Source organism: Micromonospora sp. KLBMP9576 (assembly GCF_050941805.1).
Taxonomy (GTDB): Bacteria; Actinomycetota; Actinomycetes; order Mycobacteriales; family Micromonosporaceae; genus Micromonospora.
This window is the reverse complement of sequence record NZ_CP194567.1, coordinates 1,265,955-1,290,879: the sequence shown is the minus strand read 5'-3', so window position 1 is coordinate 1,290,879 and position 24,925 is coordinate 1,265,955. Positions and strand designations below refer to the sequence as shown.

Genomic DNA, 24,925 nt, shown 5'->3' with positions numbered 1-24,925 from the left:
GATGCGGCGATCATTACCCGCGCGTGGGTCCGACGGCTTGACGGAAACTTCCCGACCAATTACCGGAGATTGGTTCGATTAATGCAACGACGCCGAGAGAGAGGCGGGTAGCTGTGGAACCCGTGGTAAACCGGGATTTCGTACCGACAATCGATCTGGGCGGCCGATCCACCCCCGCGGGGCGCGCGGCCGTCGCGGCCGCGATCGGCAAGGCCTGCGAGGGCTCGGGGTTCTTCACGGTCGTGGGACACGGCGTGTCCCGGGACCTGGTGGACCGCATGCTGACCATCACCAGGGCCTTCTTCGTCCGGCCCGAGGAGGAGAAGGACAGGAGCGCGAACCGCGGCTCCGGAGTATCGGGGCTGCGCCGCCCGGGCGGGCCGTACGAGGCGTTCGCGGCGCACGTGACGGGCGACCTCAGCGACGAGGAACGCGCCCGGCTCGGCACGCACCCGGCCACCTGGAAGGCGGCGAACATCTGGCCGGACGAGGACTTCAGGGCGGTCTGGTACGAGTACGTCGCCGCCATGACCGAGCTGTCGGCCGACATCATGCGGCTGTTCGCCCTCGCGCTCGACCTGCCCGAGGGCTTCTTCGAGGGCAAGTTCGACGCACACGTGTCGCTGATCCTGGCCAACTACTACTACCCGGCCCCCGAGGGCCACGTGCTGCGGCGCGAGATGCACACGGACTGGGGCAGCCTGACCGTGCTCTACGTGGAGGACGACCTGGGCGGGCTCCAGGTGCGCCGCGACGACGACTGGCTGGACGTGCCCGCCGTGCCCGGCAGCTTCGTGGTGAACATCGGCGACCTGATGGCGTTCTGGACCGGTGGCCGCTGGGCGTCGACAGTGCACCGGGTGGCCAACCCCGAGGGGATTGACGCGCCCTCGCGGGTCTCCATTCCGTTCTTCTACCTGCCCAACCACGACGCCACCATCGAACCCATGCGTCCGCTGGCGCGGGCGGGCGCCGGAACCGGGCTCCACCGGGTGACCGTGGGCGAGTGGTTCTCACACAAGATGCAGTCGACGTACCAGGCCTCCGCGTGACCCCGACGCCCCCGCCGCCCGTGTCACGGCGGCGGGTGGCGGCGGGGCGGGTCACAGGGAGCGCACAGCGCCCGGCATGGTGAACTCGATGGTCTCGCGGGCCACCACACGTTCCACGACGGTCACCGGCCCGTGGGCCCGCAACGCGTCGAGGACCCCCGAGACCAGGTGCGGTGGGGCGGACGCGCCGGCGGTGACGCCGACCGTGGCGACACCTGTCAGCCACTCCGGCCGGATTCCCGCCGCGTCCTCGATGAGGTGGGCCGGCCGCCCCGCGCGGCGGGCCAGCTCGACCAGCCGTTGCGTGTTCGCCGAGTTCGTCGAGCCGACCACGAGCACCAGGTCGGACTCCCCGGCGACGGCACGCAACGCCGCCTGCCGGTTGGTCGAGGCATAGCAGATGTCGGCCGAGGACGGCCCACGCAGCGCGGGGAACCTTTCCCGCAGCACGTCGAGCACCTCGGCGGTCTCGTCCACGGCGAGCGTGGTCTGGGTCAGGTACGACACCCGGTCCGGGTCGGCGACCTCTACCGTGCGCGCGTCCTCGATCGACTGCACGAGGAGCGTCCGGTCCGGGGCCTCGCCCAGGGTGCCCTCGGTCTCCTCGTGTCCCGCGTGCCCCACGAGGAGCACGGTGTCCCCACGGTCGGCGTACCGGCGCGCCTCCGTGTGCACCTTCGCGACCAGCGGGCAGGTCGCGTCGAAGACCTCCAGGCCGAGCCGGGCGGCCTCGGCGCGCACGGTTGGCGAAACCCCGTGCGCCGAGAACACCACTGTCGCGCCCGCGGGCACCTCGTCGAGTTCCTCGACGAACACGGCGCCCCGCGACTCCAGGTCGGCGACGACGTGCGCGTTGTGGACGATCTGTTTCCGGACGTACACCGGGCTGCCCCGGCTGGCGATGGCCCGCTCCACGATCTCGATCGCGCGTTCGACACCGGCGCAGAACGCGCGCGGTGCCGCGAGCAGTACCGTTACGGACTCGGCTACGGACATCGTGCACTCCTTCCACGCATCTCCGCAGTATCGAGCCCCGTCCTCGCAATCCGGTGGGGTCCGGGTGGGGCCGCGGCGACGACGCCCGCCGCCGGCCCGGGTGCCAGCTAACCGTCGACGCGGTAGGCGGCGAGAACCGTCTCGCAGATGAGGCGGGGGGCGTCGGCCTGGCCCAGTTGCCCGCTCGCCACGTCGACGGCGGCGCCCTTCATGAGGTGGTGCAGGACGCTGGTCAGCCAGCTCGCCGGGAGGTCGGCCCGGAACGCCCCCTCGGCCTGACCGCGGCGGATCAGCTGGTCGACGCGGCGTGCGGGCCCGGCGTGCAGCTCGTGCACCCGCCCGGGCGGCAGGGACGCCCGCGCCGCCTCCAGCAGGGCGCTCGACTGGGCGAGCAGCAGCCAGCTCGACCGGATCAGCACGCGCAGCGCGTCGCGCGGATCGCCGGTCAGGTCGAGGCCCGCCAGCAGTTCCTCCCCCTCGGCCAGCACCCGGGTCAGCGCGGCCTCGACCAGCACGTCGCGTGAGGGGAAGTGCCCGTAGAGGGTCACCCGGCCCACCCCCGCCGCCCGGGCGATCTCGCTCACGCTCGCGTCGGGGTCGCGGCCCAGGGACGTCACCGCCGCCGCCAGGATCCTCTCCACGTTGTGCTGGGCGTCGGCCCGGCGGGCCGGCTTGACCGATGGGCGAGTCATGGAACTTCCCCTAACTCGAACAGTGGTGCATGAGTTAACGTGTCCGCGTAACTTGAACACTACCGTTCAACTTAGCGGAGGAGCCTGGCAATCATGGCCGAACCTGTGACCGCAACCGAAACCCCGGTGCCCGAGGGCCCACACCCACAGCGCTGGCGGATCCTGGGCCTCGTCGGCATCGCCCAGCTCATGCTCATCCTGGACGTCACCGTCGTCGCCATCGCACTGCCGCACATGGGCTCGGACCTGGGCATGGGCCGGGAGGCCCTGACCTGGGTGGTGAGTGGCTACACCCTCGCCTTCGGTGGCCTGCTGCTGCTCGGTGGCCGCGCCGCGGACCTGTTCGGCGCCCGCCGCCTCGTCCTCGCGGGGCTCCTGCTGTTCAGCGTCGCGTCCCTCACGGCGGGGCTGGCGACCAGCGGCCCCATGCTCCTCGGCGGTCGCGTCGGCCAGGGCGTCGCGGCGGCGATCCTCTCCCCCGCCGCCCTCTCCCTCGTCGTCACCATCTTCGACGGCGACGAGCGCAACAAGGCGCTCGGGATCTGGTCGGCGCTCGGTGGCGGCGGCGCCGCCCTCGGCGTCCTCCTCGGCGGCCTGCTCACCGCCGGGCCGGGCTGGCCCTGGGTGTTCTTCGTCAACGTGCCGGTCGGGATCATCCTGCTGCTGGCGCTGCGGATGCAGCTCCCGCCCCGGGTGGCCAACGGCGCGACGGCCCGCCTCGACGTGCCCGGCGCGGTGCTGGTGACGGCGGCGACCGCGGCCCTGATCTACGCGCTGATCCGGGCCGGTGACCTCGGCTGGGGCAGCCCGACCATCCTGGTGCTGTTGGCCGTCGCCGTCCTCCTCTACGCCGCGTTCGTCGTCCGCCAGCGCCTCGCCACGAGCCCGCTGATGGACGTGCGGCTCCTGCTCCGCCGACCGGTGGCGACCGGGGCGCTGCTGATCCTCGTCGCGACCGCGCTGATGATCACCGTCTTCTTCCTGGGCACGTTCTACCTCCAGAACTACCAGGGCTACGGCGCCCTGCGCACCGGGCTGCTCTTCCTGCCCGTCGCGATCGCGACCATGCTCGGCGCGAACGCCGGTGGCCGCATCATCGGCCGCCTCGGGGCACGCACCCTCGGCGTCCTCGGGCTGCTCGTCGCGGCGGCGGGCATGGCGGTCCCCGCTCTCGTCGACGGGACCGTGCCCCTCGTGATCGGGGTGAGCGTCGCCGCCGCCGGCACGGGCGTCCTCTTCGTGGTGGCGTCCGCCACCGCGCTCGGCCAGGTCGCGCCGCACGAGGCCGGCCTCGCCTCCGGCATCGTCAGCACCTTCCACGAGTTCGGCGCCTCGCTGGGCGCCGCCCTCGTGTCGAGCATGGCCGCGGCCAGCATCGCGGGCACCAGCGCCGCCGGCTTCTCCCGCGGCTTCACCACCGGCGCCGTCATCGCCGTCGTCGCCGCGGTCCTGGCCTTCTTCCTCACCCCTCGGCCGGCCCACTGACCCCGGTCCGGTGGTCGGCGGGGGCCCGCCCGCCGACCACCGGATCGGACAACCACGACCCGGGGGCCGTACGCGTCCGACCGGCGGCGCGGCGCGGCCGGTGCCCGCCGACGCGGGGCGCGAGCGCTGCGGGCGCCCGGGGCAGCGGCAGCACGTGCCGCCAGCCCCGGACGTCCACGGCCCACACCCCACGGCCCACACCCCACGGCCGTCAGCCGGGCCCGGCCACCGCCGGCGGATCCGCGAGCCGGTCGAGGATCCGGGCCGCCACGTCGAGGGTGTCCCCCTCGGGCGCGGCGGGACAACCCCCGATCGCCGCCCGCCACGACTCCTCGTGCGCGACGACGCCGGCCCGGAGAACGTCGACGTCCGGCTCGTCACCCGCCGCCGCGGCCCGCGCCAGCCAGGTCGCCCACAGCTCCCACCGGGGCAGGTAGTAGTCCCGCACGAGCCCGGCCCAGTGCCGCCCGGAGTAGTCGTGCAGCCCGCTGGTCTGGTGCCCCCAGACGGAGACGAGGCTGCGGGCGTCGCGCTCCATGACGTCGGCCTCGGCGGGCGAGGCGCCCCACGCGCGGGCGTCGTCGATCCACCGGCCGACGCGCGACTCGGCGCGCGTGCCCGCGAGTTCGTCGAGGTCGAGCAGGTCCGTCCGGAACCGGGCGAAGTGCGCCAGGACCCCGGCGGCGTCCCGCTCGGCGAAGGCCGCCAGCATGCCGCGGATGTGGATCCGGGTGCCCTGCGCCAGCACGTGGCCGACCAGGTCGACGATGTCCCGCGCCACCTGGTCGACGACCCCCGCCTGCGGCGCGCGGCGCAGCAGCAGCCGCGCGGCCGTGGCGATCCCCGGCAGGGCGCCGAGCACCAGCGGGTCGTTCTCGGCGTCGATGTTCGCCGACTGCCGCTGCGGCGGCTCGTCGCGCGCGACGAACTCGCCGGCCAGGCGCTGGGCGGCGAACGGCGCCTCGGCCGACCACGGCCGGGCGATGACCGGAGACGGGATGGACCGGGTACGGCCCGGCCCGTACAGCGTCTCGGCCAGGATCCGCCAGGCCTCGGCGAAGTCGTCGTGCCCGGACGCGTAGCGCTGCCGCGCGAACGCGCGCAGCCAGTCGGCCAGCCGCGGAGCGTCCCAGGTCAGGTCGGTGGCCAGCTCGTAGAAGACGGTGTTGTTCTCGATCGCCTCCGGCGCGAGCCCGATGCCGGCGAGCCGGGCCGGCCGCGTACGCCGCAGTTCGTCGACGTCGCGGCGCAGCCCGCCCAGATCACCGAAGAGCGCGAACCGACCGCCGAAGTTGTGGATGGCGCACCACACCCAACGCCGCCCGAACATGCCGTCGCGGCGCCACATCGGTGCGTGCTCGCCCCACAGGTCGAGCAGGAGCAGCCGCTCGTCGGGAACCTCGGAGAGGATCGCGCGCACCCGCTCCGGCCGCCAGAAGTCGCGCTGGTAGTGGAACGGCCAGCCCTGCAGAACCCAGGTCGCCTCCGGGTCGCCGGCCGCCATCGCCCGGTAGACCGCCCGACCCACCGACGCCAGGTAGCCGGGCTCGCCGGACGGCGGCACCGACTCGATGAACGGGTCGACGGCGTAGTGGTGGTCGGTGCCGAACAGCTCCCGCTGGATGCTCAGGAACCCGGCGGTCAGCGCCGCGAACCGCTCGCCGTCAGGGTTCAGGATCGGGGTGCGCCAGCCCTGCCACTCGATCTCACCGGCCGACGAATCGGCCAGCTCCGCAGGCACGTGGCCGGCGAACATCGGCAGGACCGGCGTCATGCCGAGCGCCCGTTGCCGCTCCAGGATCCGGCGTGCCAGCTCGACGTGGCGGTCGGTCCAGCTCGCCGGCAGCGGTCCGCCGAACGAGTTGGTGTTGCCCATCCACGTCCACGGGAAGTGCGCCGCGCTGCCGATCCACTCGCCGATCCGGGCCGCGTCGAGCCCGGCCCGCCGGAACGTCTCCGCCAGCACCGCCTCGTGGCCGACCTGCATGAGCGGGTGGGTGACGCCGTGCAGCGCCATCCAGTCGATCTCCTGCTGCCAGCGGTCCCAGTCCCAGAACGCCGCCGAGTAGCCGTAGGTGACGGCGTTGAGGTAGTAGCGGACCTGGAACGGGCTGGTCAGCCGGGTCGGGGGTGCGTCCGGCCAACGTTCCGGCCGCGGTCGCAGCCGGGGCTGCTCCCAGGTCACCTGCCGGCCGGCGTACGCCTTCAGGTACTGCCCGAAGGCGGACGCCGCGGCGACGGGATCCGAACCGCGCAGCGTCAGGACGCCGTCGCGGCACTCGTATCCGGCGACGGCGGCGTCATCGCCGGCCGGAACCCGCTCCACCCGTACGTCGTCGGCCGTTGCCGCGACGCGCGCCACGAGGGCGAGGACCTCGTCCACCTGTCACAGCTCCTCGACGGTGTGGTTCAGCCGCGACCGCTCGGCCGCGAAGGCGACGAAGTGGCTCTCCACGCTCTCCTCCAACGAACTCGGCGCCGCCTCGACGTCCTCGCCGGACAGCCAGCGCCGCACCCGCCCGGTGAAGTCGAGCATCAGCCCGGCGTCCCCGCCACCGTGCCCGGAGAACGCCTCGATGACCTCGTCGACCACTCCCTGGCTGCCGGTGCCGACCTGGAACGTCTCGTCGGCCGGACGCCCCTCCACGTTGGGCGGCGTGTCGACGAAGGTCGCCAGGCTGATCCGCCCGGAACGCATGTCCGCCGTGATCTGCCCGTGGCTGCCCATCAGCGTGAGCGTCCGGGTGTTCCACGCGGTGAACGCCGAGACCACCAGCGAGGCCGTGACGCCGTTGCCGAAGCGCAGCGCCGCTGTCTGGTGGTCGACGACGTCGTTGTCCATCCGGTAGACGCACCGGCCGTAGTCGGTCAGCCGCAGGGCCCGCCGGCGGCCGGCCACGCTCGTGTCGTTGGTGACGACCGTGACGGGCGGCCCGTCGACGTCGGCGAGCTGGTCGACGTAGAGGCGTTCGGCGTTGTACGGGCAGGTGGCGGCGACGGCGCAGCCGTCGACGCAGCGCTCGGTGGACCCCTTCGGCGCGTGTTCGAGGCGGAAGTGGCGGCGCTCGCCGAACGAGGCGACGGTCGTGCACGGCGCCCCGACCAGCCACCGGAGGATGTCGAGGTCGTGGCACGCCTTCGCCAGCAGCATCGGGTTCGACTGGTCGGCGCGGTGCCAGTTGCCCCGGACGTAGCTGTGCGCGAAGTGCCAGTACGCGATGTTCTCGATGTGCGAGATGCCCTGCAGGTCACCGATGCGGCCCTCGTCGAGCAGCCGGCGCAGGGTCTGGAAGAACGGGGTGTAGCGCAGCACGTGGGCCACGGTGACAGTGCCGGCGCTGACGCGGGCGGCGGCGGTCAGCCGGTCCAGGTCCTCGGCGGTCGGCGCGATGGGCTTCTCGAGCAGGACGTGGTGGCCCAGTTCGAGGGCGCGCAGGGTGGGGTCGACGTGGTCGCGGTCCGGCGTCGCGACGATGACCGCGTCCCACGGCCCCCGGGTCGACAGCGCCTGCCGCCAGCCCGTGAACCGCCGGCCCGCCGGGATGGCGTGGGCATCACCCACGCCGTCGCGGCGCTCCGCGTCGGGCTCGGCGACCGCGACGACCCGGGCCGCCTCGGGGTGCTCCAGGCACCACCGCGCGTACGCGTGCGCGCCGCGCCCGCCCGCGCCGAGCACGAGCAGTCGCACCGGATCCGATCCCGGTGACACGGGGTCTGTCACGTCGATCATCCTTTCGGTGTTCACTTGTCCGCCCCGGAGGTGAGGCCGGAGACGATGTAGCGCTGGGCGAGGAAGAAGATGACGATGACCGGCACGGTCACCGCGATGGAGCCGGCCAGCAGCACTGTCACCGGCACCTGGAAGTCGGTGAGCTGGGCGAGGCCGAGCGGGGCCGTCCAGCGGGACCGGTCCTGCACCAGGAAGAGCAGCGCGTAGAAGTACTCGTTCCAGGCGATCATGAAGACGTAGATGGCGGTCGCCACGACCCCCGGCAGCGCGATCGGCAGCACGACCTTGCGCAGCATCATCGGCAGCGAGCAGCCGTCGAGCAGCGCGGCCTCCTCGACGCTCTCCGGCAGGGCGAGGAAGTAGTTGCGCATCATGTAGAGCGCGACGGGAACGGTCGCGGCGACGTAGACGACGAGCAGCCCGACGAGCGACCTGGAGAGCCCGAACCGGCTCAGGATGACGAACTTCGGCACCGCGAGCACGATGCCCGGGAACAGGTACACGGCGAGGATGATCGCGCTCGTGAAGCCGCGGCCCCGGTAGCGCAGGCGGGCCACGGCGTACGCCCCGAAGATGCAGGCGACGATCGACACCGCGACGGTGGCGAGGGCGACCAGCAGGGAGTTGAGCACGAACCGGCCGAGCCCGAAGCCACCCGCCGACTCGTCCCTCATCGCCGTCACGTAGCTGGACAGGTCGATCTCGCCGAGCCCGGGGACGATGTCGAGAGGCTCCAGCAGCACCGCGGAGTACGGGCGCACCGAGAGCAGCACCCCGTAGAGCACGGGCCCCACGGCGCAGACCAGCGCGACGGTGACGAGCGTCCACCGCAGGACGTTGACCGGGCGCGATGGCCGCATCGCCGCACTCACAGCGACTCCTTCCGTCGGGAGACCAGGACGTAGCCGGCCAGCAGCACGCAGAGGATCAGCGACATGAGCAGCCCGTAGGCCGCGGCGCTGCCGATGTCGGAGCGGGTGACCAGTTCGGTGTAGACCTTGATCGCCATGACCTGGGTGCCGCCGGCGCCCTCGGTCAGCAGGTAGACGTCGTTGAAGTTCTGGAACGACCAGATGAACCGGATGAGCAGCAGCAGCAGGATCACCCCCCGTAGCTGGGGAAGGATGACGTAGCGCAGGTTCTGCCACCGGGAGGCCCCGTCCAGCGCGGCGGCCTCCTCGATCCCGCCCGGCACGTTCTGCAAGCGCGCCGTGACGAAGAGGAAGGCGAGGGGGAACGACTTCCAGATCTCGAAGCAGACGACGACGAGCAGCGACACCGGTACCGGCAGGCCCGCCACGTCGGTCGAGGTGGTGCTGAGGAAGCCGACGGGGCTCTGCCAGCCGAGGTACTCCTGACCGAACGCGTTGATGATGCCGTACTGCGGGTTGAGCATCGTGCGCCAGATCATCGCCGCCGCGATGACCGGCAGCACGTACGGGATCAGCAGCAGCGCGCGGACCAGCCCCTGGCCGCGGAAGGGGCGGCGCAGGGCGAGGGCGAGGGCCATCCCGACGCCGATGGACCCGAGCGTGGTCAGGGTGGCGTACGCGACGGTCGTGCGCAGCGCCCCCCAGAAGGCGTCCGACCGCCAGGCGTCGGCGATGTTGTCGAAGGTCCACTCGACGGTGGACGGCGACAACCGGGGGATGTCGATGAGCCTCGTGTCGGAGAACGCGAAGACGACGACCAGCAGGAACGGGAGCAGGACGACCAGGGCGAGCAGCAGCAGCGTCGGGCCGGTGAGCAGTTGGCCGTTGAGGTTCTCCCGCTGGGAGCGGCTGAGCCGCCCCCAGCGGGAGGACCGCGCTGTCGGCGTGCTCACAGCTCGGCCTGGACCTTCTTGACCTGCTCCGCCATTCCCTTCGTGACCTGTGCGGGCGATTCCCCGGCGTACAGACGCTCGAGGAACTGCGCGAGCACGCCCTGCGCGGTGACCGCGCCCGCCAGCGGGGAGTCCTTCGTGCCCATGCCCCACAGGCTCACCGAGCTCATGCCCTCGCGGATCTGGGTGACCATCTGCGGGCCGTACAGGTCCGCGACGGACTGCTTGGCCTCCGGTCCGATGCCGAGCTTGCCCCACGCGTCGAGGTAGGCGTTCGGGTCGGCCTTGGTCCCGTTGCGCAGCGGGATCCGGCCCTCGGTCGCCGAGGCGAGCGTGTCCGAGTAGCCGTCCTCCAGCATGAACTTGACGAACTCCTTCGCACCGGCCGTGTTGGCTCCCTCGGGGATGCCGTAGCCGAGGGTGGCGCCGTACTGCGCCGGGTGGTTGCGGTCGAGCACCGTGATGAACCCCGAGTTCTTGGCGAGGAACGCCGGGTCGGCCCTGCACTGGGTGCAGGTCGGCGGGTTCGCCGTGTCCAGGCCGGCCAGCTCGTCGAGGATGTGGGTCGAGAAGAGCAGCATCGAGGACTTGCCGGCGAGGTACGCCGCCCGCGCGCTGGTCACGTCGAAGTCGCCCTGGGCACTGGAGTCACGCAGGACCTTGAACAGCTCGGCGGCCCGGGTGCACTCGGGCGAGTCGATGGTGACCGCGCCCTCCCGCACGAGCTGGCAACCCGCGCTCTGGAACATCGAGTAGATGCCCTCGGTGCCCGAAGCGGTGCCGGACTGGGTGCCCAGGGCGATGCCGGTCACGCCGGTCGCCTTCATCGTGGTGGCGGCCGTCGCCACCTCCGCCAGGTTGGTGGGCACCTTGACGTTGGCGGCCTGCAGCAGGTCCTTGCGGTACACCAGGAGGTGCACCCAGCCGTCGCTCGGCACGGCGCCGACCTTGCCGTCGAGGCTGAACGCCTTCAGGGCGTTCGCGTTGAAGGTGGCGGCGTCGAGTTCCTCGACGACCTCCTCGGCGGCCTTGGTGTTCAGCAGCCCCTGGGATCGCCAGGCGGCCGTGGTGGTGGAACTGTGCAGCATCACGTCGGGCACGTCACCGGAGGCGGCACCGGTCGCCAGCGACTGCTGCTGGTCGGTCTCGCTGAGCGGCACGACCTTGACCTTGATGCCGGTCTTCTCGGTGAACCGGGCCGCCACCTTTTCCTGTGCCGCGACCCGCTGCGGGGTCGTCTGCGGCGTCCAGAAGGTGATCTCCTTGGCCTTCTCGGCGTCGGACTCGGACCCGCCGCACGCGACGAGTGTGCTGAGCGCGGTCGCGGCGGCGATCGCCGCCGCCAACCGGCGCTTCGTCAGGTGGCCCATGTGCTGTCTCTCCTCGAATACGTTGTGACGACGGTCAGGAGCGCTTGACGGCCCCGCGCATGACGTGTCCCTGCGAGTTCGCCGGCGGCTGCACGCCGAGCAGGGCACTGACGGTGGCGGCCACGTCGACCAGGCCGACGTTGCGCAGTGGGACGCCGCGGCGGATCCCGGCGCCGGAGAGCACCATCGGGACCCGTGCCTCCGGCAGCGCGCCGTGCGAGGCGCGCGGGGCGCCGTCGGCGAGCGTGGACAGGTGGTACGGCTCGACCGGCTCGACGACGAGGTCACCGAGCTTGTCGCTGGCGCCGAGCCGGCGCAGCTCCCGCTCGTCGCGGACGGCGGCGATCCCCGGGACGTCCCTGATGATCCTGGCGATGCGGCGGGCGTTCTCCGGGGTGTCCGCCCGGCCCCGCAGGGTGATGTCGGCGGTACGCGGCGACGCGACGACGACGATCTCGCTCGTCGGGGCCGGCACGCCGCCGGAGGAGGAGATCACCTGGACCTCGAAGCCCGTCCCGGAGAGCCGGTCGAGCACCTCGGGCAGCAGCGGAACCGTCCACTCCCGGGCGCCGTGGTCGGCGGTGACGACGAAGGCCGTCCGGTCCAGGACACCGGCCTCGCGGGCGGCGTCGCGGACCCGCCCGATCTGGGCGTCCACCCGGGTCAGGGCGGCCGGCAGCGCCGGGTCGGAGAAGCCGCCGTCGTGCAGCACGCCGTCGACGTCGTCGCAGTAGACGGTGATCAGGTCCGGGATCGCCACCGGGTCGACCATCGTGCCGCCGGAGTTGACGGCCTCGCCGCGCAGCAGCGCGATCGCCTGGTCGGCGCGGGTCTCGCAGGTTCCGCCCGGCTGGGTGTAGAGCGCGGCGGGGTCACCGTACGTGGCGCCGTAGTTCTGCACGGCGTACCACTGGAGGTAGGCCGAGGTGCGGTCCTGCCGCTTCAGCGACTGGGCGATCGTCTCGACGCCGGGCTCGATGTACCGCTCCTGGGAGACGCCGCGATCGGATTCGTGGTTGTAGTAGTAGCCGGTGTTGCGGTGCACGGCCGGGTACGCGCCGGTCGCCGTCGTCGTCCGCGACGAGTTGGAGTACGACGAGTACGACCCGTCGGCCACGCCGAAGCTGCCGTCCGCGATGAGCGCCCGGAGGTTCGGCAGCTCGGCGAGGTCGGCGTAGCGCCCCTGGAGGAACCGCGGGTCGAACCCGTCGAAGTCGAACATGATCACGTGCTGTGCCGGTCGCGTCGCGCCGGCGGGCGCCGACGCCGCCGGGGTCGCCGGCAGGGCCGCCGCGGCGAGCAGCACCACCGTGCCCGCCACGGCGGTCCTGACCGCGCTCGAACGCTTCATCGCGTGCGCCATCCGCTGCCTCCTGAGATGCCTTCAGACCCGTGGCGAGAGTCTGCCGGAGACACGATGGATATTGTCAAGATCTCATTGGGAGATGCAAGATATCCGCATGCAGACCCTCTCCGGTGACGCGAACCGTCGTTCCCTCGACGAACTCGACAGGCAGATAGTCGGTGCGCTGCTCGCCCACCCCCGGGCCACCCACGCGCAGATCGGCGAGGCGGTGTTCACCTCGGAGGCGACCGTCTCCCGGCGGGTCCCGCGGCTGCTGCGCGGCGGCGCGGTACGGATCATCGGGGTCATGGACGGCGAGGCGACCCGCCGGGCACGGTCGTTGTTCGTCCGGCTCCGCTGCCGCCCGGACGCCGCCAGCCGCTCCGCCGAGCACCTGGCCCGGTGGCAGGAGTGCGGGTCGGTCAAGCTACTCACGGGCACCGTCGACTGCGTCGCGGAGGTTTCCTACAGCTCCAACGAGCACCTGCTGGAGCTCATGTTCGAACAGCTACCCGGGCTGGACGGCGTGCTCGCCATCTGGAGCAACCAGGTGATCCGCAGGTTCTCCACGCCACACAACTGGAACCCGGGACTGCTGCCGGCGGAGATCGTCGACGGACTGCGCTCGCAGCGCGCGGACCAGTGGGACGAACAGACACCCGTCGAAGCGCCCACCCGGCTCAGCCGGCTCGACGAGCTGATCATCGCCGCCCTCGCCACGGACGGCCGGCAGAGCTGGCAGCAGCTCGCCGAGCGCTGCGGCGCCAGCCCCGCCACCGTGCGGCGACGGGCCGAGGCGATGATGGCGGCGGGCTTCCTGCGCATGCGCACGGTGGTCGAGCCCGCGGTCGTCGGGCTCGCGGTGAACGCCTTCATCACCCTCAGCGTCAATCCCGCGCAGCTCGGGCAGGCCGGCGAACTGCTCGCCGCGCACCCCGCCGTACTCATGATCGCCGCGACGACCGGGGACCGGAACCTGTGCGGCGAGATCGCGCTGGAGAGCGACGCCGCGCTCTACGAGTTCCTGTCCCGCACCACGGGCCAACTGCCCGGGCTCCAGCACGCGGACGTGGCCGTCGCCCTGCGGTCCGTCAAGCGGGCCGGGATGGTCCTCCCGGCCCAGCACCGCCCCCCGCCGCCCCGCCCGGACGGGTGGTGATCCCACCGCCCCGGCCCCTCCCGGGCGCCGGCGCCCCCGACGGCCCATCGCGACGGCGCCGGCCGGGCACGCCCGGCACCGGGCGGCACCTGCCGGAGACCCCCTCCCCGCCGTGCGGCCTGTCGAGATCCGGGTGCGCCGGCGCCGTCAGAGCTGACGCAGGATGATCGGATCCTTGATCTTCTTGTCGGCCGCCAGCAGCAGCGCCTTGCTGATGATCTCCGCGAGCCGGCTGTCGCCTTCGAAGGGCAGGAACATCTCCGGCTCCCTGGCCTTCGCCGACTCCGGGATGACGCACAGGTAACGGTCCTCCGGGGCGATCAGGATGTTGCCCGAGCCGCAGTGGATGCGATATGTGTGCAGGTCGCCGCGCACCTCGAGGAACCTGTCCGTGAGGGTGCAGCGGCCGGCGATCGCCAGCCGGGGGATCAGCTCGGCCAGCACCTCCCGACGGGTCCGGCCGGGCGGTGTGAGGTCGCCGAAGCTGTGCTGCGACCAGTAGTCGCGATAGCGGCCCGCCGGACCGCCGTCGTACCAGTTCGGGTCGTTGCCCACCCCCGCCGTGGCCACGAACAGGTCGACGTCGCGCATCACCTCGCTGAGCACGACCGGCGGAACCTCCGCCAGCTGCACCGGCGTGCGTTCCCCCCGGACGAACGACAGCTGGTCGGTCCCCATCGTGTCGAACACCAGGTCGTCGCCGCGATCCTCGATCCCGGCGACGTTCAGCTCGGCGCGCAGCCCCCAGTCCGGCAGCGCCAGCCACGGCACCTGGTGGCTGGCGCCGTCGTTACGGTGCTGCACGTACGACCAGCCGCGCCGGGACAGCAGCGCGTTGAGCCGGTGCTGGCGCACGATGTGCGCGGCGAACCGGTTGGAGTATGTGCCGGTGGCCCGCTCCGCGTCGGTCAGCAGGTACTGCTCCCGGTGTGCCTGCGGGAACGGCTGGGTGATCGCGTGCCGGGCCAGGAAGTCCCGCCAGGGCAGGACCGAGGTCGGGTCGGCGACCGGGTGCCACAGCCGGACGGTGGCGTCACCAGCGGGCTCGACCACCGAGCCGTCCACCGTCCGCAGGGCATCACCGCCCCAGCAGCAGGCGACGCCGTCGACGGTCCAGACGAGCCGCCGGGCCAGGGTCCGGGCCAGCGGGTGATCCAGGAACCGCTCGCGCCACTGCTCGGCGGACCACGCGCGGTCGCGCCGCAGCAGCCCCTCCAGGCGGTCGCGGGTGGCGATCAGCGTGGCCCCGACGTCCACGGCGGTCGCCTTCAACTCCTTCAGTTCCTCGCCGTGCTCCCTGCGCACCTGCGCCGGCGGGGCCTTGACCACCTTGCCGTCCGCGTTGCGCCACACCACGGCGGCGTCGACGCCACGCACCTCGATGGCGTACGAGCAGTCACCCAGCTTGTCCGCGATCGGCAACCCGAAGCCGGGCAGGGCCATCTCCTCGACGTCCTCACGGCCGACGCCGAACGCCTCGGCGCGGTTGGTGAGGCCCTTCTCGACGATGCGCAGCGTGCTCTTGTAGGTCAGCCGCGACGCCAGCCGCGCCAACTGCGCGAGGGCGGCGGGATGGTCTGCGTCGACGAGCACCGCGACCGCGGCGTTCGCCAGCTTCGGGCTCGCCGGACCGTGCCCGGGAACCTTGCGGGCGGCCCGTTCCGCGATCTGGCCGAGGCTGCGCAGGGTCCCCTCCGACGGCGGGCACATCGCCCGCATCCAGAGCAGGCCCCACAGCAGCGCGACGTTGTGCCGGTCGGCGAGGCGCGGTGGATAGTCCGCGTAGTGGCCGTCGCAACACGTGGTCATGCGCAGCGGCAGGCTGCGTGCCAGACCCACCAGTGGGAGCCAGTCGTCGAGCCGGGCGGTGAACTCCTCGCCGCCGACCGCGTCGAGCAGCAGCCGGGCGCTCCGCTGCCAGGCGGCCGTCGGCCTTGCCCGGTCCTTGCCGAGCAGGCAGTGGACGAGCAGCGCGTGCCACGCGGACCGGCGCTCCCGTGGCATCGCCTCGATGTCCGCGACGGCGCGGTCGGCCCACTGCTCGCCGACGTTGACGACGGGCCACATCGAGACGTCCTCGTCGCTCATGTCGGAAAGGGGGCGCTCGATCCGCGTCCGGCGCCAGGTCGCCAGCGCCGCCGGGTGCGAGCGCCCGGCGAGGTGCTCCGCCCGGATCGAATCCCAGGTGAAGGCCCTGAGCGACGGGCTCCATCGACCGAATCCCAGCCAGGCCTGACCGCCCAGCCGGTCCAGCCAGGCGGCGCCGTCCAGCCCACCGGGCGAGCGCAACGAGCGGATCAGTGCCGTTTGCAACTCGCTGTCCTGCTCCGGCACCGTCAACGAGTCGAACGCCACCTGCCGCACCGACACCGGCTGCGCGGCCAGGAGCTGCTCCGTGCGGGCCCACGACTCGCGGCAGGCGACATCCCACGGGGTTTCGTCCGCCCGCAGGAGACGGGGCCGCCACGGTGGAAGTCCGATCACCGTCAGCACCGCGGCGACGCGTCGATCGTGATCAGCCTCGGGGCCGTCCAGCGCCGCCACGACGGCGGCGAGGGACTCGGCCTTCCGCGTGGCCTCCGGCAGCAGTTCGATCTGTGGGGGCGCGAGATCGTACGGTCCGGCCGGGTCGTTGAGCGCGGCGAGCAGCACCCGGCTCGTGTCGGCCGGTGCCCAGCCGCACACCAGGGCCACCCGGTCGACGAACTCCCGCTGACCACCTGGAGAAAGGGTGTGGTCGCCGCGCTCGCACCGCTGCTTGACGCGGGCGACCACCTCGCGCAACGCCGACTCCGGGTCGTACGCGCCCATCAGCCACCCACCAGCGGTACGAGCTTGAGGAAGATGACCCGGGACCCCGCGTACAGCCGGACCTGCTCGTCGAGGGCCGTCACCTGGCGGTCGTCGACCAGCACCACGAAACCGTTGCGGCCGAACGCGTCGAGGGTCACCCGGGTCCGCTCCCCCGGATCCACCCGCGCGCCGGACTCGGCGACCTCCAGGAACACCCGCCGGCGGATCAGCTCGTCGAGGCGTACCGTCTCCTCGCCGATCTCCATGGTCCATTCGGGCCCGCTCGGTGCCCCGGTCGCCTCATCGGCGATTGTGATCAGCGGCATGGCGCAGAGGCTAACCGAGCACACCGACAGGACGTGTCCTCGCGGTCGGCCGTCGCGCGGGGCGTGACCCGGCGCGGTTCATCCGCCGCAGGCCGGGTAGCTGGACACCATGCGACTACCAACCCTGGTCAAGACCGCGGCGGCGGTCACGGTCACGGCCGCCGCCGGGACGGCGGTGAACGACACCTCCAATCGCTGGTACCAGCGGCTGCGCAAGCCGGGCTGGCAGCCACCGCCAGTGGCGTTCCCGCTGGCGTGGACGCCGCTCTACGCGCTGATCGCGGTGGCCGGCGCCCGCGTGCTGGACCGCACCAGCGAAGCCGACCGTGCCCGGTTCGCCCGCGCCTACGCCCTCAACCTGGCCCTCAACTTCGGGTGGAGCGCGCTGTTCTTCAAGGCCCGCAGGCCGACCGCCGCGCTGGCCGAGATCGCCGCGCTCAACGCCTCCAACCTCGTGCTGCTCCGCCGCGCCTCACGCGCCGACCCGGTCGCGGGTGCCGCCCTGGCCCCGTACGTCGCGTGGACGCTCTTCGCCACCGCCCTCAACGGCGCGATCGTCCGTCTCAACAGCAACAGGTGAGCTTTGGACAATCCTCAGCGGAGGGTCGGCGCCGGCTCTCCGCTGAGAGGGCTCCTGGCTCCCGCGCCGCTCGGCGGCCGGCTACGCGAGCGTCACGGCGGCGCTCCTCGAGCCGGCACGCTTGCAGGGCGCACGCCTCACCCGCATGACGGCCGCCATCGCCGCCGCCGGGGCGGACAGCCGGCTCGGGCAGGAGACGGCACCGACGCACCCGACGCGACGGGACTCGCCCACGACGACGAAGAGCGACGGTCCGGCCGACCGGACCAGCCAGGTCACCGTGCTGGGCCCCGGTGACATGGGATCGGTGATCACACGTCGACTTGCCCGTCAGGAAAGTAAGCGCTACTTTCCCAAGAGGAAAGTTACGCATCCGATCGGAGGCGACCGATGAACCCACGTCAAGCGGAACAGGCACTGGCACAGGTGGCCGAGCGCCGCCGGCAGAGCATCGAGGCCGGCACCGCCGCCTGGTCTCCACGCGCGCTGTGGAGCATCTGCCTCGGCGTCATCACCCTGGGTCTGCTCACCGACGCCGACATGATCTGGCTGTGGGCCCTCCTGGCGGTCCTCGTCCTGGGAACGGCGTGGAACCGCGGCGTCCAGCTCAGGCCGACCCACTCGTCCAGGCGCTGGCAGGTGGCGCTGGCGGCGACGTTCGTCCTGGCCCTCGCCGCCGACATCGCCGTGCAGTTCATGGTCCGCGCCCTGGGGTGGCCGCTGCCCAACACCATCGGCGCCATCGGCGCCGCCGTCACCATCGCCCTGCTCAGCCGGCCGGTGCAGGCGCGCCTCGTCGCCAGCTTGCACCCGTGAACCACCCCCGCCCGGCCACGCCCACCGTCCACGGCGCACCGCCGCCCGGCGTCGGCCTGGACGAGTTCCTGCACACCCCCGCCCGGTTGAACATCTGCGCCCTGCTCGCCCCGGCCGAGTGGGTGCTGTTCTCCTTCCTGCGGGACAGCATCGGCACCAGCGACTCCGCGCTGTCCAAACAACTCACGACGCTCGAACAAGCCGGCTTCGTGGAGATCCGCAAGGACCACAACGTCCGGCGCCAGACCTCCGTCCGCCTCACGGACGACGGACGCGCGAGGTTCGAGGCCTACCTGTCCAGCCTCGAGGGCCTCGTCGCCCGGGCGCGCGGCACCGCCGACGGCGCACAGGTCCGGGGCGGGCAGGGCTGAACAGAAGGTCAGATACCGGTGGAGTTGCTCGATGGCCGGCAGCCCGGGCCGGTAGGCGATGGAGTTGGTCGGGTCGAGCGAACACGGCCAGAACGAGAGGTTGAGCATGAACCCGAAGAAATACGCGACGCCGTGTGGCCACCGGAGCGGCACCCCACGTGCGGGGCCTGCGGCTGACCACCGTGTCGGCAAAGGCCGTACGGGAACTTAGGTCCGCCGAAGCGGCCGCCGCCGGATGCGAGCAGCACTGGTCGAACGTGCTGGCCACCGAGACCAGAGACCCGAGGCTCCTCCCACGGCCGGGCCGGGTGCCGCTCCCGTCCCAGGTACGCCTGTGCGTCTACCGGGTGCCGACGCAGCAGCAGGGCACACCCCAGCCCGCCGGGACCTTCGAGTACGGCCTCCTCCTGCCACCGCAGCAACGCGCGGCCATCGAACGGACGCTGGCACTGTCACCCCCGGCCAAGCAGTGCTCAGCGGCCGCCGACCGGTTCGCCGTGTTACTGGACGCCACCGCGATGGGCGATGTGATCAACGTCGAACTCGACCACTGCCGGCGGGTCCTGGCCACACGGTTGCACGGCCCGTCGATCCTGGCCCAGGCCGACACCGCGCTCATCAAGCTGCTCAGCTCCTAGCCGCCAGCCGTCCCGGCCGACGCGATGCCCGGCGCGGCCGGCCTCCCTTCGGTAGCGACTACGCACTGAGGCGAGCCCGTAGGGTCGGTCGCGTGGCCGAGACGCAGACCGAACCGGACCCCTCCTACATCGCCAGCGTGACGCGGGTCCGCGCGGCGGCCGGCGTGATCCTCCGCGACCAAGCCGGCCGGGTGCTCGTGGTCCACCCGACCTACAAGGACGTGTGGGAAGTTCCCGGCGGAACGGTGGAGGCGGGCGAGTCGCCGGCGGACGCCTGCACACGCGAGATCCGGGAGGAACTGGGCATTTCGGTGCCGGCGGGAGCGCTGCTGTGCGTCGACTGGGTGCCGGCGAACCCGCCGTGGGACGGCGGGCTCATGTTCGTGTTCGACGGCGGGGTGCTGACAACCGACCAGATCGCGGCGATGCGACTGTGCCCGGACGAACTTGACGGCTTCGAGTTCGTCGAGCCGGAGCGCCTGGGCGAGGTGTTGATCCCACGGTTGGCGCGGCGGGTCACCGCGGCGTTCGCCGCGATCGGGCGCGGCGGCGTCTACCTCGAGGACGGGGCCGCGCTCCCGACCAGATAGCCGGCCGGACGGGCCGTGGACGATACCTCCGCCGACAGGGGCACTCGCCCGGTCTCGCGGCTCTGTCGCAGCTCGGCGGCGAAACTCATCGGGTCCTTGCTCTGTCGAGCCGCAGCGGTTTCCTCCTCCCCGGCAGAATGCCAAGTCAGGAGGTGTCCGGCCGCAGGAGGTGACTTCACGGACGCCGTCGGCGCGCGCCGGCCCAGCCGACGATCCCGTGGAACTTTCTCCCGCGATGGCGTCGGATCCGGGCCGAGTCGTTCGTAGAACGGGTGAGAGGCGGAGACGCCTACCCGAACCGTGATGCTGGATCAGCTCACGGACGAGGAGTGACATCCATGAGGTCCTACGTGCACCCGGAGGTAGCGGCATGGCGAAGCTGATCTACGTGACCAATGTGTCGCTTGACGGCTATATCGAGGACGAGAGCGGAGCCTTCGACTGGTTGCCGCGCGACGACGAGGTATTCGCGTTCACCACCAACCTCCTGCGGTCGGTGGGTACGTTCCTGTACGGGCGACGCCTGTACGAGATGATGGCTGTCTGGGAGACCGACGCTGCCCTAGCCGCGCAGTCCGGCCTCACGGCTGACTTCGCGAGCGCCTGGCAAGCGGCGGACAAGATCGTCTACTCCACGACTCTCACCGAGGTGTCAACGGCCGCCACCAGCCTGGAGCGCCGGTTCGACCCCGCCGCCGTACGCCAACTGAAGGCCACAGCCGGCAGGGACATCACCATTGGAGGCGCCAACCTGGCGGCACAAGCCATGCGGGCTGGGTTGGTTGACGAGTGCCAGCTATTCGTCTGGCCCGTGGCCGTCGGAGGCGGCAAGCCGGGGCTGCCTACCGGCGTGCGCACCGACTTCGCTCTCCTCGACGAACGCCGATTCCCAACCGGCGTCGTTCACCTCCGTTACCGCCTACTCGGCCACCAGGGCGTGCTCTAGAAGTGGTGGTGGCCGGTGAAGTTCACGGTGTGGCGGTGATCGATAGCTGATGAGGTCTCCGGTAGACGGTTCAGCGACCAGGCTCGAACTTCATACCGGAGACCTCGTGGCACCCTGGCGGTGACGAGGCGGCACGACCTCACCGACGCCCAGCGGCAGCGGCTCGGAGCCACCCGGCAGCGTGCACGACGAACTCACCGATCACACTCTCGGACGATCTCGCGGCGGCCTGGCCACCAAGACGCATCCGGCCTGCTGCTCAGCTCAGAGAGCGCCGCGACCGCACCGGCTGCCGGGGCAGACGTGCCGAGTTGCGCTGCCAGCACCAACAACAGACGATCGCCGCGATCGGACGTGGCGGTGTTTACCTTGAGGATGGAGTCGCGACCTCGAACAGTTGGTGGACCGGGTGGAGCCACGGCCGCAGCCGGTACCAGGAGATGTCGCGCCCCTGCATGCGAACCCGCCGCTGTCTCCTCACGCCAGGGGCATCATCGCCGACGACCGGCTCCGAACCACTCACCGACCAACAGCTCGTCCCCGCCGTGCACGTCCCACCAACTCGGCCCTGGTCCGCCCCGGCGTTTCCGGACAGCTACGTAACAGCTAATTTATGCTGCGAACTGCGTGTTCAGGTACTCGGCGTGGACTTGGTTTGGAATCCGGTACCCGATTCCTGAGTGGCGTCTACGGGAATTGTAGCGGAGTTCGATGTAGCGGGCAATGTCGCGGCGGGCATGTTCGCGGGTGGGGTACTGGGTGCGATGCACCCGCTCGTTTTTCAACGCGGCGAAGAAGGATTCGGCCATGGCGTTGTCGTAGCAGATTCCCGTGCGGCCGACGGAGTGTCGAATACCGAACTTGTTGAGCGTTTTGGCGAAGGTGCGCGATGTGTAGTTGCTGCCGCGGTCGGTGTGGAAGATCGCATCAACGGCAAGGGACTGGTTCCGTGCGGCCATCGCGATCGCCGCCTCAATTAATGGTGTTTTGTAGTTGTCGTCCATTGTCCATCCGATGACGGCCTTCGTGTGACAGTCGATGACCGTGGCCAGATAGAGCCAGCCCTGCCAGGTGGAAATGTAGGTGATGTCACCGACCATTTTTTGGCCAGGCGCGTCGGCGGTGAAGTCTCTGTTTACGAGGTCCGGAATCGGATCCGCTTGGCTGTCGGATTCCGTCAGGCAGTGTCGCCATGGGCGCGGCTGGCAGGGCTGCAAGCCCAGCTCTCGCATGATGGAACGCACCAGCTCCGGGCCGCCGGCGATCCCCTGGGCTGCCAGGTCTGCATGGACGCGACGGTAGCCGTAGGTGCCGTCGGACTCCTCGAAGGACATGGTGACGGACCGTTTCAAACTTCCACGCCGGCGAACGGTCGCCGATTCGGGCCGGCCGCGCCATTCGTAGAACCCTGAGCGGGAAACATGGAGCCAGAGACACATCAGGACGATGGATGGCGCCTCCGGTAGACGTACAGTTTTGGCTGTCGCGTACTCGGCGTCGATGAACTCGAACGTGTCGCTCACCGATGATCCTTGGCGAAGTACGCGGCTGCTTTTCTCAGAAATTCGTTCTCCATGCGCAACTCGCGCGTCTCGCGTTCCAACTGTCGAAGCCGGGCGCGTTCGTTGATGGTCAACTCGGGTTCATCGCTGACGTGGTCGCGCCGATATCGCGCTACCCAGCTCCCCAAGGTCCCTTCCTGTACCCCAATTTCCTTGGCGACTTGAGTGATCGGACGTGACGTCTCAATCACCAACTTTACGGCTTCTTCCCGAAACTCGGGAGAATAGCTCTTCTTCGGACGTGGCAACGAATCCCCCTTCATCCAGCCCAAATTTTACTCGGGGCCCGTGTCCGGAAGGTTCGGGGCTCCTCACCCGCGCCTTTGCAGCGTGCCCGCGAAGCGGGTCAGCAGCAGCCAGTCGGCGTCGAGGATCAGCGCGGCGTCCTCGGCCGTTCGCCAAGCACCCTGGCTACAGACACCAGCATCTCCCGGGTCGCCCGGTCGGAGGATTCGTCCTTCCTCAGCCGGAAGCCGATGTTGACGTACCGCTCCGGTTCCCACTCCCACACCGAGCCGTCACCATCCCAAGTCATCGAGAGCTGGCTCAGGCGGGCCGGGACTGTGGATCTAACGGTGTTTCCGGCCTGACCCGCCAGGCGTTGTGCCTGGTGAGGAGGGTGCCGTGATGATCGCGACACAGAACGACCAGACCGGACGTAAGAAGCGGCCCGAGCCGTCAGCGGAGGCGAAAGCCGCGGCAGAGCTGGTCCGGGCCGCGAAGGAACAAGGGCTGTCGTTGACCGGCCCGGATGGGCTGCTCAGGCAGTTGACCAAGACGGTCTTGGAAACCGCGTTGAACGAGGAGATGACCGAGCACCTGGGCTATGCCAAACACGAACCCGACGGCGCCGGCGCCGGCAACATTCGTAACGGCAGCCGTTCGAAGACGGTGCTGACTGACGCGTCGGGGCCGGTGCAGATCGACGTTCCCCGGGACCGGGCCGGCACCCTCGAGCCCCAGATCGTCAAGAAGCGGCAGCGTCGCTTGTCCGGGGTCGACGAGGTCGTGTTGTCGCTGTATGCCAAAGGCCTCACGACCGGGGAGATCAGCGCGCACTTCGCCGAGATCTACGGGGCGTCGGTGTCGAAGGAGACGATCTCCCGGATCACCGACAAGGTGATCGAGGAGATGACCGACTGGTCGCACCGCCCGTTGGACGAGATCTACGCGGCCGTCTTCATCGACGCGATCGTGGTCAAGGTCCGCGATGGGCAGGTCGCGAACCGGCCGTTCTACGCCGCGATCGGGGTCACCCTCGACGGGGACAAGGACATCCTCGGGCTGTGGGCCGGCACCGGTGGTGAGGGCGCGAAGTTCTGGATGAGTGTGCTGACCGACCTGCGTAACCGGGGCGTGAAGGACGTGTTCTTCCTCGTCTGCGACGGGTTGAAAGGCCTTCCGGAGGTGGTGACGAACGTATGGCCCCGCACGATCGTGCAGACGTGCATCATCCATCTGATCCGTAACACGTTCCGGCTCACCTCACGTCGGTACTGGGACGAGTTGAAGCACGACATCAAACCGATCTACACCGCCGTCAACGCTCAGGCGGCCAGGGCGGCGTTCGATGACCTGGCCGAGAAGTGGGGCGGCCGGTATCCGGCGGTGATCCGCCTGTGGGACAACGCCTGGGCCGAGTTCATCCCGTTCCTCGACTACGACGTGGAGATCCGCAAAGTCATCTGCTCCACGAACGCGATCGAGTCGTTGAACGCCCGCTACCGGCGGGCGGTCAAGGCCCGCGGCCACTTCCCCAACGAGCTGGCCGCGTTGAAGTGTCTGTACCTGGTGACCCGGTCCCTGGACCCCACCGGAGCAGGCAGAACCCGATGGACGATGCGCTGGAAACCCGCGTTGAACGCCTTCGCCATCACCTTCAGCGACCGCTTCCCAGCCGCTGAAACCTACTAACCAAGATCGCCGGAAACACCGTTAGCGAGACAGCCCCCGGCGCTGCTGGTATGGCCGCGACATGATCAGCACCGACCGCACGGGAATCTGTCGTTCGGCCAGGAGCGCGCGGGAGTACTCGAGGTTCTCGGCGGTGTTCGTGGCACGCGGCTCCACGAGAACCACTTCCGGGGGCACACCCTGCTCAACGGCGTACTCGCGGTAGTGCACCGCCTCTCCACGCGGGAACCGTTCGACAGTGGTCGGGGCGTTCGCACCGGTAAAAACGACCCATGGGAATAGGCCCGCTTGAAACAGCCGCGTTGCGATTACCGCAACGCCGAGGTCATGGCTGCCCAGCCCGATACCCACGTCGCACGGGCGCAGCTTGTGGTGCATGTCGTGGTATCGCCACAGCGTCTCCACGTCAGCCCGGACCCCGTCAGGGAGCACGTGAGTCGGTACCGCGGCCTGACGATCCATCAGCGCCCACCGGGTAGGGCAAACGCTGCAGCTTGTTTCACGCCCCGTTCCCTCATGGCGTCAGCGTAGGGCAGGCCGGGCCGACCCAGATCAGCTACAGCTCCTCTGTCCAGCGGGGGACATTCAGGCAGGGCCGACACCATCAGCGCCATCGGCAGCCGCTCCCTCCGTCGGTGCCCGCTCGCGTACCTGAACCCACAACGCCATCTCGCCAGCCTCGCGGACGGCCGCACCGAGCACGGAGCGAGCCCGCGATCTGCGGCAGATCCGAAT

The 24,925-nt window shown here is 70.7% G+C and carries 22 protein-coding genes and 2 pseudogenes; 11 read left to right on the top strand and 13 right to left on the bottom strand.

The genetic code is table 11. The annotated features are described in order from the left end of the window. Positions 1-113 precede the first annotated feature (113 nt). Positions 114-1,052 carry an isopenicillin N synthase family dioxygenase gene (locus ACQ452_RS06095; protein ID WP_433390765.1) on the top strand — a complete coding sequence of 313 codons (939 nt, stop codon included), beginning with the start codon at positions 114-116 and terminating at the stop codon, positions 1,050-1,052. Positions 1,053-1,103: 51 nt separating this feature from the next. On the opposite strand, the gene ispH is transcribed toward ACQ452_RS06095, so the two are convergent. Together ispH and ACQ452_RS06085 are read right to left on the bottom strand one after the other, a co-directional pair. Beyond that, positions 1,104-2,048 carry a 4-hydroxy-3-methylbut-2-enyl diphosphate reductase gene (gene ispH, locus ACQ452_RS06090; RefSeq protein ID WP_433390762.1) on the bottom strand — a complete coding sequence of 315 codons (945 nt, stop codon included), beginning with the start codon at positions 2,046-2,048 and terminating at the stop codon, positions 1,104-1,106. 107 nt (positions 2,049-2,155) lie between these two features. Further along, positions 2,156-2,740 carry a TetR/AcrR family transcriptional regulator gene (locus ACQ452_RS06085; protein WP_433390759.1) on the bottom strand — a complete coding sequence of 195 codons (585 nt, stop codon included), beginning with the start codon at positions 2,738-2,740 and terminating at the stop codon, positions 2,156-2,158. A gap of 93 nt (positions 2,741-2,833) precedes the next feature. Between ACQ452_RS06085 and ACQ452_RS06080 the strand changes: the two genes are divergently transcribed. Further along, complete coding sequence (locus ACQ452_RS06080; RefSeq protein WP_433390757.1) at positions 2,834-4,225, top strand: MFS transporter; 1,392 nt, start codon at positions 2,834-2,836, stop codon at positions 4,223-4,225. A 211-nt stretch (positions 4,226-4,436) separates the two neighbouring features. On the opposite strand, the gene ACQ452_RS06075 is transcribed toward ACQ452_RS06080, so the two are convergent. Genes ACQ452_RS06075 through ACQ452_RS06050 form a run of 6 tightly spaced genes read right to left on the bottom strand, consistent with a single transcriptional unit; the run spans position 4,437 to position 12,513 of the window. Continuing rightward, complete coding sequence (locus ACQ452_RS06075) at positions 4,437-6,608, bottom strand: alpha-N-acetylglucosaminidase TIM-barrel domain-containing protein (protein WP_433390754.1); 2,172 nt, start codon at positions 6,606-6,608, stop codon at positions 4,437-4,439. Positions 6,609-6,611: 3 nt separating this feature from the next. Further along, positions 6,612-7,946, bottom strand: coding sequence for a Gfo/Idh/MocA family protein (locus tag ACQ452_RS06070; protein WP_433390751.1), 1,335 nt, complete (start codon positions 7,944-7,946; stop codon positions 6,612-6,614). Between the two features lie 20 nt (positions 7,947-7,966). Continuing rightward, entirely contained in the window at positions 7,967-8,827 is an 861-nt protein-coding gene (locus tag ACQ452_RS06065) for a carbohydrate ABC transporter permease (protein WP_433390749.1), read from the bottom strand. Beyond that, positions 8,824-9,780, bottom strand: coding sequence for a carbohydrate ABC transporter permease (locus tag ACQ452_RS06060; RefSeq protein WP_433390746.1), 957 nt, complete (start codon positions 9,778-9,780; stop codon positions 8,824-8,826). Before ACQ452_RS06060 ends, ACQ452_RS06065 begins: the two co-directional genes overlap by 4 nt. Further along, positions 9,777-11,150, bottom strand: coding sequence for an ABC transporter substrate-binding protein (locus ACQ452_RS06055; RefSeq protein WP_433390743.1), 1,374 nt, complete (start codon positions 11,148-11,150; stop codon positions 9,777-9,779). Before ACQ452_RS06055 ends, ACQ452_RS06060 begins: the two co-directional genes overlap by 4 nt. Before the next feature lie 34 nt (positions 11,151-11,184). After that, complete coding sequence (locus tag ACQ452_RS06050; protein WP_433390740.1) at positions 11,185-12,513, bottom strand: alkaline phosphatase family protein; 1,329 nt, start codon at positions 12,511-12,513, stop codon at positions 11,185-11,187. A 97-nt stretch (positions 12,514-12,610) separates the two neighbouring features. Here ACQ452_RS06050 and ACQ452_RS06045 point away from each other — a divergent pair, with 97 nt between their 5' ends. Then, positions 12,611-13,654 carry an Lrp/AsnC family transcriptional regulator gene (locus ACQ452_RS06045; RefSeq protein ID WP_433390738.1) on the top strand — a complete coding sequence of 348 codons (1,044 nt, stop codon included), beginning with the start codon at positions 12,611-12,613 and terminating at the stop codon, positions 13,652-13,654. A gap of 147 nt (positions 13,655-13,801) precedes the next feature. Here the strand turns inward: ACQ452_RS06045 and ACQ452_RS06040 are convergent, their stop codons facing one another. Next, positions 13,802-16,465, bottom strand: a complete 2,664-nt coding sequence (locus ACQ452_RS06040; RefSeq protein WP_433390735.1) for a DUF4132 domain-containing protein — start codon at positions 16,463-16,465, stop codon at positions 13,802-13,804. After that, complete coding sequence (locus ACQ452_RS06035; protein ID WP_433390732.1) at positions 16,465-16,773, bottom strand: hypothetical protein; 309 nt, start codon at positions 16,771-16,773, stop codon at positions 16,465-16,467. The genes ACQ452_RS06040 and ACQ452_RS06035 overlap by 1 nt, the downstream gene beginning before the upstream one ends. A gap of 109 nt (positions 16,774-16,882) precedes the next feature. On the opposite strand from ACQ452_RS06035, the gene ACQ452_RS06030 reads away from it, so the two are divergent. The 7 genes and pseudogenes from ACQ452_RS06030 to ACQ452_RS06000 all read left to right on the top strand — a co-directional run. Beyond that, positions 16,883-17,353 (top strand): TspO/MBR family protein, encoded by a 471-nt coding sequence (locus ACQ452_RS06030; protein WP_433390729.1) that lies wholly within the window; start codon positions 16,883-16,885, stop codon positions 17,351-17,353. Between the two features lie 390 nt (positions 17,354-17,743). After that, the gene (locus ACQ452_RS06025) at positions 17,744-18,169 is read left to right on the top strand and encodes a hypothetical protein (RefSeq protein WP_433390726.1); all 426 of its coding nucleotides are present in this window, start codon (positions 17,744-17,746) and stop codon (positions 18,167-18,169) included. Continuing rightward, positions 18,166-18,540, top strand: coding sequence for a winged helix-turn-helix domain-containing protein (locus ACQ452_RS06020; protein ID WP_433390723.1), 375 nt, complete (start codon positions 18,166-18,168; stop codon positions 18,538-18,540). Before ACQ452_RS06025 ends, ACQ452_RS06020 begins: the two co-directional genes overlap by 4 nt. 134 nt (positions 18,541-18,674) lie before the next feature. Beyond that, the gene (locus tag ACQ452_RS06015) at positions 18,675-19,178 is read left to right on the top strand and encodes a hypothetical protein (RefSeq protein ID WP_433390720.1); all 504 of its coding nucleotides are present in this window, start codon (positions 18,675-18,677) and stop codon (positions 19,176-19,178) included. A gap of 92 nt (positions 19,179-19,270) precedes the next feature. Continuing rightward, positions 19,271-19,768: an NUDIX domain-containing protein gene (locus tag ACQ452_RS06010; RefSeq protein WP_433390717.1), complete on the top strand. Its 498-nt coding sequence runs from the start codon at positions 19,271-19,273 to the stop codon at positions 19,766-19,768. A 370-nt stretch (positions 19,769-20,138) separates the two neighbouring features. Continuing rightward, complete coding sequence (locus ACQ452_RS06005) at positions 20,139-20,714, top strand: dihydrofolate reductase family protein (protein ID WP_433390714.1); 576 nt, start codon at positions 20,139-20,141, stop codon at positions 20,712-20,714. A 166-nt stretch (positions 20,715-20,880) separates the two neighbouring features. Next, positions 20,881-20,985, top strand: a pseudogene (locus tag ACQ452_RS06000) (IS5 family transposase); the annotation flags it as partial. Between the two features lie 340 nt (positions 20,986-21,325). Here ACQ452_RS06000 and ACQ452_RS05995 read toward each other — a convergent pair. Together ACQ452_RS05995 and ACQ452_RS05990 are read right to left on the bottom strand one after the other, a co-directional pair. After that, positions 21,326-22,524, bottom strand: a protein-coding gene (locus ACQ452_RS05995) for an IS3 family transposase (RefSeq protein WP_433394005.1) whose coding sequence is annotated in 2 segments (ribosomal slippage) — positions 21,326-22,272 and positions 22,272-22,524 — 1,200 coding nt in all. Because the reading frame shifts where the segments join, the coding sequence is not laid out codon by codon here. A gap of 125 nt (positions 22,525-22,649) precedes the next feature. After that, positions 22,650-22,811 (bottom strand): SitI3 family protein, encoded by a 162-nt coding sequence (locus ACQ452_RS05990; RefSeq protein ID WP_433390711.1) that lies wholly within the window; start codon positions 22,809-22,811, stop codon positions 22,650-22,652. 92 nt (positions 22,812-22,903) lie between these two features. Between ACQ452_RS05990 and ACQ452_RS05985 the strand changes: the two genes are divergently transcribed. Further along, entirely contained in the window at positions 22,904-24,190 is a 1,287-nt protein-coding gene (locus tag ACQ452_RS05985) for an IS256 family transposase (RefSeq protein WP_433390708.1), read from the top strand. A gap of 36 nt (positions 24,191-24,226) precedes the next feature. Here ACQ452_RS05985 and ACQ452_RS05980 read toward each other — a convergent pair. Continuing rightward, positions 24,227-24,652: pseudogene (locus ACQ452_RS05980) on the bottom strand (YdcF family protein); the annotation flags it as partial. Positions 24,653-24,925 lie beyond the last annotated feature (273 nt).

Bases quoted from the DNA above. Each gene is read 5' to 3' on its own strand.
- ispH (WP_433390762.1), bottom strand. From the start codon at position 2,048: ATGTCCGTAGCCGAGTCCGTAACGGTACTGCTCGCGGCACCGCGCGCG.
- ACQ452_RS06085 (WP_433390759.1), bottom strand. From the start codon at position 2,740: ATGACTCGCCCATCGGTCAAGCCGGCCCGCCGGGCCGACGCCCAGCAC.
- ACQ452_RS06080 (WP_433390757.1), top strand. From the start codon at position 2,834: ATGGCCGAACCTGTGACCGCAACCGAAACCCCGGTGCCCGAGGGCCCA.
- ACQ452_RS06055 (WP_433390743.1), bottom strand. From the start codon at position 11,150: ATGGGCCACCTGACGAAGCGCCGGTTGGCGGCGGCGATCGCCGCCGCG.
- ACQ452_RS06050 (WP_433390740.1), bottom strand. From the start codon at position 12,513: ATGGCGCACGCGATGAAGCGTTCGAGCGCGGTCAGGACCGCCGTGGCG.
- ACQ452_RS06045 (WP_433390738.1), top strand. From the start codon at position 12,611: ATGCAGACCCTCTCCGGTGACGCGAACCGTCGTTCCCTCGACGAACTC.
- ACQ452_RS06040 (WP_433390735.1), bottom strand. From the start codon at position 16,465: ATGGGCGCGTACGACCCGGAGTCGGCGTTGCGCGAGGTGGTCGCCCGC.
- ACQ452_RS06035 (WP_433390732.1), bottom strand. From the start codon at position 16,773: ATGCCGCTGATCACAATCGCCGATGAGGCGACCGGGGCACCGAGCGGG.
- ACQ452_RS06030 (WP_433390729.1), top strand. From the start codon at position 16,883: ATGCGACTACCAACCCTGGTCAAGACCGCGGCGGCGGTCACGGTCACG.
- ACQ452_RS06025 (WP_433390726.1), top strand. From the start codon at position 17,744: ATGAACCCACGTCAAGCGGAACAGGCACTGGCACAGGTGGCCGAGCGC.
- ACQ452_RS06005 (WP_433390714.1), top strand. From the start codon at position 20,139: ATGGCGAAGCTGATCTACGTGACCAATGTGTCGCTTGACGGCTATATC.
- ACQ452_RS05990 (WP_433390711.1), bottom strand. From the start codon at position 22,811: ATGACTTGGGATGGTGACGGCTCGGTGTGGGAGTGGGAACCGGAGCGG.
- ACQ452_RS05985 (WP_433390708.1), top strand. From the start codon at position 22,904: ATGATCGCGACACAGAACGACCAGACCGGACGTAAGAAGCGGCCCGAG.